Below are 7003 nucleotides of genomic sequence, written 5' to 3' on the forward strand. Positions count from 1 at the left end.
TCTCATCCCTGGTTCAGAGTCATCACTGCTTTGTCTGCCGTTCATGCACACGCCACCGCGCAATCATTTCTCCTTGAACTGATCAGCAGCGGGATTTAAGCCTATGCATTTGTCCTGCGTCTGTAGGGGAAAACAGGGACACAAAGTGCCACTATTTTCGCTGGCCTGCCGAGGCCAGGCGTGCGCCTGCCATCCGCGCGCGTGACTGGCGGGTCACTCCAGGCGCCCGGAATGTCGGCAGATGAGCTTTTTCCGCCGCCGGCCACCCAGCGATAAGCACTACCGAGGCATGGTGTTTTTCCTACAGATCTTTCAGCAGTTTCTTCAGCAAATCGTGCAGCGCGTGCTCAGGCACGGGGCTGTCACGGAAAGCGCCGCAGGGACGCGTTGCGCTTGTCCGGGTTTCAGGTGTCATGTCGTGAGCAGGGCCGATGCTTGAATACGGGCAAACCACATGAGATGGATCTTATGCAGCCTACTTCTGCTCCAGCAGCGGACGATCTGTCCGTGCCTTGCGAAACCTTTGCCCTGACCGCCGCCCAGCGCGATATCTGGCTGGATCAGCTGAGTCGCGGTGATTCGCCGCTGTACAACATCGGTGGTTATGTCGAGCTTGACGGGCCGCTGGATCAGGCACTGATGCAGGCAGCGCTGGAATCGCTGATCGCCCGCCACGACGCATTGCGCACCGTCTTGCTGCCTGGCGTCGGCGAGGATGGCATGCCCCGGCAAGCTTTTGCGCCAACGATGGCGGTGGCGATGCCGCTGTTTGATTTTTCCGGACTCGACGATGCGCACGCGGCGGCGCAGGCATTGCTGCAACAGCAGATGGAGCAGGTCTATCGCCTTGATGGCCAGCCGCTGTTGCGCTTCAGTCTGATTCGCCTCGACCAAGGGCGTCACTGGCTCGCGACTCAGGCGCATCACCTGATTCTCGACGGTTGGGGCTTCGGTCAGATGCTCAAGTCGCTGGGCGAGATTTACAGCGCGCTGAGCCAGGGGCAAACACCTGCGATATCGGCGCCGTCCTATGTCGATTTCATTGCCGACGATGCGCGCTATCAGGGTTCGGATCGGCACGCCCGTGATCGCGATTATTGGCTCGACAAGTACCGTACGCAGCCGGAGCCGCTACTGCTGCCGCGCCATCATCAGGATTCCAGCCAACTGACGCGACCGTCGCAGGCGCATGTGCAAGCGATGCCCGCGCTGCTGCACCAACGCATGCAGCAAGCGGCGCAACCGTTCGGGGCGTCGGCGTTTCACGTCCTGTTGGCGGCCTTGCATGTGTATTTCAGCCGCACGGCGCAGCGTGACGAGTGGGTGGTGGGCCTGCCGATTCTCAACCGCGCGGGGGCACGCTTCAAAACCACTTTAGGCTTGTTTGCCCAGGTCAGTGCGGTGCGCCTGGATTTTGCTCGGAATTTGCCATTTGCGCACTTGGCGCGGGCCATCGCGACACAGCTGAAACAGGACCTGCGCCATCAGCGCTTTTCCCTGAGTGAGTTGAATCGCGCACTGGGTCTGCTGCGCGAGGACCGCGCCCAGTTGTTCGAAGTGTCGGTGTCGTACGAGCAGGACGATCACGACTACCGCTACGGCGCGGCCTCGGCGCACACAGTCAAGGTCTCCAACGGCCATGAAGCGACGCCACTGGCGATTCATCTGCGCAGCAATCGCTTCAACGATCAGGCGTGGCTGCATCTGGTCTACGACCAGGCGTACTTTGACGCCACGGACGTTCAAGCGCTGGGCGCACGGTTGCTGTTGATTCTTGAACAGGGGCTGGAGCAGCCGCAGCTGTCGACAGCGGATTTCTGCCTGAGTACCGCCGACGAATCGCGGCAGTTGCAGCAATGGAACGACACGCGGGTGGACTTCCCGCAAGGCCGAACGGTTGCGCAACGCTTCGCCGCGCAAGTTGCGCAGCGCCCCGACGCTGTCGCCGCTCTTTATCAAGGGCAGCCACTGACGTACGGCCAGCTCGACAGCCAGGCCAATGCCCTTGCCCGACACCTGATCGAACTCGGTGTACAACCCGATGACCGCGTCGCCATCGTCGCCCGTCGTGGCCTCGATACGCTGGCGGGACTGCTTGCCGTGCTCAAGGCCGGCGGCGCTTATGTGCCGATCGATCCGGCGCAGCCGAGCGAGCGCTTGAGCTATTTGCTCAGCGATTGCGCCCCCCGGGCAGTGCTGACGCAGAGTGATCTGCGCGCTCGCTTGCCGCTGTTGCAGGTGGCGGTGATCGAGCTCGATCAAACCGATTGGCCGACCGCCAACCAGGCTGACCCGGTGGTAGCGGGGTTGACCGACGCCAACCTCGCTTACGTGATTTACACCTCCGGCTCCACCGGGCTGCCCAAAGGCGTGATGGTCGAACATCGCGCGTTGGGCAATCTGATCGACTGGCATTGTCAGGCCTTCGACCTCGGCCCCGGCCAGCACACGTCCAGTCTCGCCGGGTTCGGCTTTGACGCGATGGCCTGGGAAGTCTGGCCGGCGTTGTGTGGCGGTGCGACGCTGCATTTGGCGCCGGCCCATGACGGTAGCGAAGACATCGATGCGCTGCTGACGTGGTGGCGCTCGCGACCACTGGATGTGAGTTTCCTGCCGACGCCGATCGCCGAATATGTCTTCAGTCGCAAACTGCAGCATCCGACCTTGCGTACGTTGTTGATTGGCGGTGATCGGCTGCGCCAGTTCAATCGCGCGCAGTCGTTCGAGGTGATCAACAATTACGGCCCGACCGAGGCCACGGTGGTGGCGACGTTCGGCAGAATCGAGCCCGGACGGGCGCTGCATATCGGTAGACCGGTGAGCAACGCAACGGTGTACGTCCTCGACGAACAGCAGCGGCCGCTGCCGATGGGTGTCACGGGGGAGCTGTACATCGGCGGCGCCGGCATTGCCCGTGGTTACCTGAATCGCCCGGACCTGAGCGCTGAACGCTTTCTGCGCGACCCGTTCAGTACCGACCCGGCGGCACGTCTGTATCGCAGCGGCGATCGGGTGCGTTGGCGCGCCGATGGCACGCTGGAATATCAGGGGCGCAACGACGACCAGGTAAAAATTCGTGGGGTGCGCGTCGAGCCGGGCGAAGTCGAGGCGGCACTCAGTCGTCACGAGGCGATTGCGCAAGCGGTGGTGCTGGCGCGCGACGGGCAGTTGCTGGCGTGGTTCAGCGAACGCCGGCCGGTGGATATCCTTCAGTTGCACGCGTATCTGCAGGCTCGCCTGAGCAGCGCCATGCTGCCGCAGGCGTATGTGCGCATGACGGCAATGCCGCTGACCGCCAATGGCAAAATCGACCGCAAGGCCTTGCCGGCACCGGGGCCGGACGCGCTGATCCGCCGTGACTATGAAGCGCCGCAGGGCGATGTCGAAAACGCTCTGGCGCAAATCTGGCAGGAACTGCTGCAGGTGCCGCAGGTCGGGCGCCACGACCATTTCTTCGAGCTGGGCGGGCATTCGCTGCTGGCGGTGAACCTGATCGAACGCATGCGTCAGCTCGGCATGAGCTGTGATGTGCGCGTGTTGTTCGGCCAACCAACGCTGGTCGCGCTGGCGGCCGCGGTCGGCAGTGGGCGCGAGATCGACGTGCCGGCCAATCGCATACCCGCTGGATGCACCTCGATCAGCCCTGACATGCTGACGCTGATCGAACTGGATCAGGCCAGCCTCGACCGCATCGTCGCCAGCGTGCCCGGCGGCGCGGCCAATGTGCAGGACATCTACCCGCTGGCACCGTTGCAGGACGGTATCCTTTATCACCACATCACCGCCGCGCAGGGCGATCCGTATCTGCTGCAGTCGCATCTGGCCTTCGCCAGTCTGGAGCGCGTCGAGGCCTTCGCCGACGCCTTGCGTACCGTCATGGCCCGGCACGATATTCTGCGCACCGCTGTGGTCTGGGAGGGGCTGATCACGCCGCTGCAAGTGGTGCTGCGGCACGTCGAGCTGGCGGTGCAGGAAATCGACATCGAGCCTGCGCAGGGCGACGTGCTTGAGCAATTGCATCAGCGCTGCGATGCGCGCCGCTATCGCCTGGATGTCAGTCAGGCACCGCTGCTGCGCTTGCTGGTTGCCCGCGACCCGTTGAAGGAACGAATCGTCGGTGTGCTGCTGTTCCATCACCTGGCGCTCGATCACATTGCGCTGGACGTGCTGCGCGGCGAAATATCCGCCAGCCTTGCCGGGCAACGCGAGCCTTTGCCGCCGGCGGTGCCGTACCGCAACTATGTCGCGCAGGCGCGGTTGGGCGTCAGCGAGGCCGAACATGAGGCGTTTTTCCGCGAGATGCTCGGCGATATCGATGAGCCGACGCTGCCGTTCGGCTTGCACGATGTGCAAGGCGATGGCCGGGGGATCGAGGAGTCGCAGCAACCCCTCGCCAGCGAACTGGACGGCCGTCTGCGCCAGCAGGCCCGCCGGCTCGGTGTCAGCGTCGCCAGCCTGATTCACCTGGCCTGGGCGCGCGTCCTGGCGGCGACCTCGGGCCAGGAGCGGGTGGTATTCGGCACGGTATTGATGGGGCGCATGCAGGGCGGCGCGGGTGCCGACCGTGCGCTGGGGGTGTTCATCAATTCCCTGCCGTTACGCGTCGATGTCGCGGCGCCGGCGCGAGCCGCGGTGCAGACCACCCATCAGCGCTTGACCGGATTGCTCGGTCACGAACACGCATCGCTGGCGCTGGCCCAGCGCTGCAGTGGCGTGGTTGCGCCGACGCCGCTGTTCAGCGCGCTGCTCAACTATCGCCACAGCGAGCGGCAGCAAGGTCAGGCCGATGAGCCGCACTGGCCAGGCATCGAAACCCTGGCCAACGAAGAACGCACCAACTACCCGCTGACCCTGAGCGTCGACGACTTCGGCGATGGCCTGCAATTGACCGCCAGGGCAGTCGCCAGCATCGGCGCGCAACGCATTGCGGATTACATGCACCTGGCTCTGGACGGGCTGGTCGAGGCACTCGAGCAAGACTCGGATCTGCCCCTGGACCGACTGCCGATCCTCTCGCCAGCAGAGCGCGATCAGTTGCTGACCCGATTCAACGCCACCGCAGTCGATTGCCCGATCGAGCAACCGCTGCACAGGTTGTTCGAGCAACAGGTGCAACGCCACCCGGACGCCATTGCGTTGCAGGCCGGCGAGGCGCAACTGAGCTGGCGGCAACTCAACGAACAGGCCAACCGTCTGGCCCATCACCTGCGCGAACAAGGCGTACGCCCGGATACACGGGTGGCGATCTGCGTCGAGCGCGGTCTTGAACTGGTGGTCGGCCTGCTGGCGATCCTCAAGGCCGGTGGTGCCTACGTGCCGCTGGACCCGGACTATCCGCTGGCGCGCTTGCAATTCATGTTGCGTGACAGCGCGCCGGTGGCGGTGCTGCTGCATGCGGCGACCCGCGATCTGCTGGGTGACACGCAGATGACCGTGGTCGACTTCGACCGCTGCGCCTGGGACGAGGCGCCGAGCGACAATCTGCAAGTGCCGGATCTCGCTGCGTCGAACCTGGCGTACATGATCTATACCTCGGGTTCCACCGGCACGCCGAAAGGTGTGATGATCGAGCACCGCAGTGTCTGCAATCTGATGCACTGGGGCTCGCAGATTCGCCCGCCAACCGCGGATGGCGCGTTGTTGCAAAAGGCGCCGTTCAGCTTCGACAGCTCAGTGTGGGAGATTTTCTGGCCATTGAGCGCCGGCCTGCGCCTGGTGCTGGCACGGCCTGACGGTAACCGCGATTCGGCTTACGTCACGCAAGTGATTCGCGAACAACGTATCAGCGTCGTCAAGTTTGTCCCGGCGCTGTTGCAGCAGTTTCTCGAACAGGATGATGTCAGCACCTGTACCAGTCTCACCGACGTATTCTGCGGCGGTGGCGACCTGACCGTTGCCATGGCCCGTGCCGTGCGCGAACGCCTGCCGTGGGTGCGCCTGCACAATGTCTACGGCCCGACCGAAACCACGGTCGACAGCAGCGCCTGGACCCTCGAACCCCACGAGCCAGTGCCCGAGCGGGTCATCCCGATCGGCAAGGCCCTGACCAATACGCGGCTGTACGTGCTCGATCGCAACGATCAGCCGGTGCCCTTGGGCGTCAGCGGCGAACTGCACATCGGTGGCGTCGGCGTCGCGCGTGGCTATCACCGATTGCCGCAGATACAGGCCGAGCGCTTTATCGACAGTCCGTTCGTGGCCGGGGATCGCTTGTATCGCAGCGGTGATCGGGTGCGGTATCAGGCGGACGGCAATCTGGAATTCCTCGGCCGCACCGACTTCCAGTTGAAACTGCGTGGCCTGCGTCTGGAGCCGGGGGAAATCGAAGCGCGGCTGATTGCACATGCCGCCATACGCGAGACGCTGGTGCTGGTACGCGACGAGCGCCTGGTGGCGTACTTCACCGTGAGCGACGGTCACGTTGCACCTTCGATCGAGGCACTGCGCGAGCACGTCTTGCAGCAATTGCCCGAATACATGGTGCCCGCCGCGTTCGTGCGGCTTGCCGCCATGCCGCTGACGCCCAATGACAAGATCGACCGCAAGGCTTTGCCGGCCCCCGGCGCCGAACACTTGCTCAGCCGCGCCTACGTGCCGCCCGAAGGCGACATCGAGCAGGCGGTCGCGCGGGTCTGGGCCGAGACGCTGGGCATCGATCAGATCGGGCGCAACGACAATTTCTTCGAATTGGGTGGGCATTCGTTATTGGCGGTGAGTCTGGTGGCGCGCATGCGTCAGGCCGGGCTGCATGTCGATGCCCGCACGCTGTTCAGTCAGCCGACGCTGGCAGCACTGGCGGCGCAGACCTCACGGCAGACACACAAGGTCGACATCGCGCCGACCACCATTCCACAGCTCAACCGCAAGCGCCGGATCTGACCGGGCAAGGACCTCTGCGCCGGCGCACAAGCGTCTGCGCAGCGGGGCTTGTCCCGGCTTCCCATGTCAGACAGTGCGGCGCCGATGTTTTAGTTTTTCCCAGTTGCGCGCGGTCGCCACGGAC

General features: G+C 64.1%; 1 protein-coding gene. It reads left to right on the forward strand.

The window, feature by feature from the left end; genetic code table 11:
* Positions 1-468: 468 nt before the first annotated feature.
* Complete coding sequence (locus J3P93_RS11535; protein WP_434597465.1) at positions 469-6879, forward strand: amino acid adenylation domain-containing protein; 6411 nt, start codon at positions 469-471, stop codon at positions 6877-6879.
* Positions 6880-7003: the final 124 nt, after the last annotated feature.

This window comes from Pseudomonas sp. R3-57 (assembly GCF_051132065.1).
Taxonomy (GTDB): Bacteria; Pseudomonadota; Gammaproteobacteria; order Pseudomonadales; family Pseudomonadaceae; genus Aquipseudomonas.